Below are 1,732 nucleotides of genomic sequence, written 5' to 3'. Positions count from 1 at the left end.
CGAAGTCGACCGTGTAGCGGCCCGAGACCAGCCGCTGCCACAACCCGATCCGGTACCCGCCCGGCACCTGCGTGCCCTCGGTGATCGAGTCACCCAGCGGCATCACCCGCACCCCGCCATTGGACTCGGCCGTGGCGGTGCCCGTCGTCAGCGCCGTGCCCAGCGCCACCGTGGCCACGGCCATGAGCGCCGCGGTGAATCCTCGTCTCCACCTACGCATGCACGATCCTCCCGGGCAGCTGCGAGCAGATCCGGCCAGCAGCTCGTGTTAGCGTTAACATTTCTGAATGTCGGCTTTCTTGTTTCTGATACGCCGCGCGGTGGCGCGTTTTCGCGGTCCGGCATGACCGGCCGGGCCGGGCGGCCGGCCGTTCTCCAGCGAGCCACCCCCTGCGGTTCAGGCATTTCACCGCTTCGACCTCTCGCGGTGCACGGAGAACGTCCTGTGAGAGATCGGCGACCGCGGGAGCGGACCGCGAGGACGTGGTGTCCGCCCAGATCTCACCCACACCGGTCGCCGGCACGCCCTTAAGCAGGGCGCTGAATTGTTAACGTTAACAGAGCGATTTATCGGCCGCGTTTCCTCTCCATCGGGCGAGCTGGAGGTGGTGGTTGCGCCGGAGCAAATACGAGGTGGCACAGGGCTGTCAAGGGCCCCGGCCGGGCCGTCGCGGCGGCCGCGGCGACCGAAAGCCACTCACCTGGGTCGTCGGGCCGACCGCATAGGGCTGACCTGGTAGTAGTGATGAAAGTTTCACCGACATGTTCTCGTTCGATGTGACGAAACCACGGCGATACTCCAGTACGCCGAGCCGCCGCAAGTTTCAGAGGGCCGAATCCGGCGCTAATGCAGGTAACGAGCCCTTACGCGGATAAGGTCGTCGAAACATTTCGGGCCAGCCTTGACACGTTTCGTAATACTCCCCACACTGAGTCCCCGAGGCGGTCTCCCCTGCCGGTGGTGGTGCTCTGCAGGGGGCCGCCGTTCGCGACGCTCCGTGGTGTGCGTTCCCTGTTTCTGGGGCGCGGCGTCGATTTCGCGGGAGGTCTCCCGCGAGTGATCCCTTTCCCCGTGATCTCAGTTATGGAGGTTCAGGCATGGGCGCGAACGCCATACTCCCGCCTGGAACCCGGCGGCCCCTTGGTGGCCTACGCCGGGCTTTGATCGCCGGTGCGCTCGGCGTGCTCGGCACGATAACGGCGCTGACGTCGACGCTCCCCGCCGGCGCCGCGGCGAGCACGCTCGGCGCCGCCGCCGCGCAGAGCGGCCGCTACTTCGGCACCGCCATCGCCTCGGGCAAGCTCGGTGACTCGGCCTACACCACGATCGCGAACCGTGAGTTCAACATGGTGACGGCCGAGAACGAGATGAAGATCGACGCCACCGAGCCCAACCAGAACCAGTTCAACTTCAGCAGTGGTGACCGGGTCTACAACTGGGCCGTGCAGAACGGCAAGCGCGTGCGCGGCCACACCCTGGCCTGGCACAACCAGCAGCCCGGATGGATGCAGTCGATGTCGGGCAGCAACCTGCGCCAGGCCATGATCAACCACATCAACGGCGTCATGAACCACTACAAGGGCAAGATCGCCTACTGGGACGTGGTCAACGAGGCGTTCGCCGACGGCAACTCCGGCGGCCGGCGCGACTCCAACCTGCAGCGCACCGGCAACGACTGGATCGAGGTCGCCTTCCGCACCGCCCGCGCCGCCGACCCCGCCGCCAAGCTCT

General features: G+C 66.5%; 1 protein-coding gene and 1 pseudogene. One reads left to right on the top strand and one right to left on the bottom strand.

Features of this window, described 5'->3' with window-relative positions; translation table 11 throughout:
* Positions 1-220: pseudogene (locus ACFO60_RS40755) on the bottom strand (SGNH/GDSL hydrolase family protein); the annotation flags it as partial.
* Positions 221-1,182: 962 nt separating this feature from the next.
* Between ACFO60_RS40755 and ACFO60_RS40750 the strand changes: the two are divergent.
* The coding region (locus ACFO60_RS40750; protein WP_380852893.1) for an endo-1,4-beta-xylanase at positions 1,183-1,732 on the top strand (550 nt) is incomplete at its 3' end.

This window comes from Sphaerisporangium dianthi (assembly GCF_042654065.1).
GTDB lineage: Bacteria > Actinomycetota > Actinomycetes > Streptosporangiales > Streptosporangiaceae > Sphaerisporangium > Sphaerisporangium dianthi.
The sequence above is the reverse complement of the archived record's forward strand: the minus strand, read 5'-3'. Positions and strand labels throughout refer to the sequence as shown.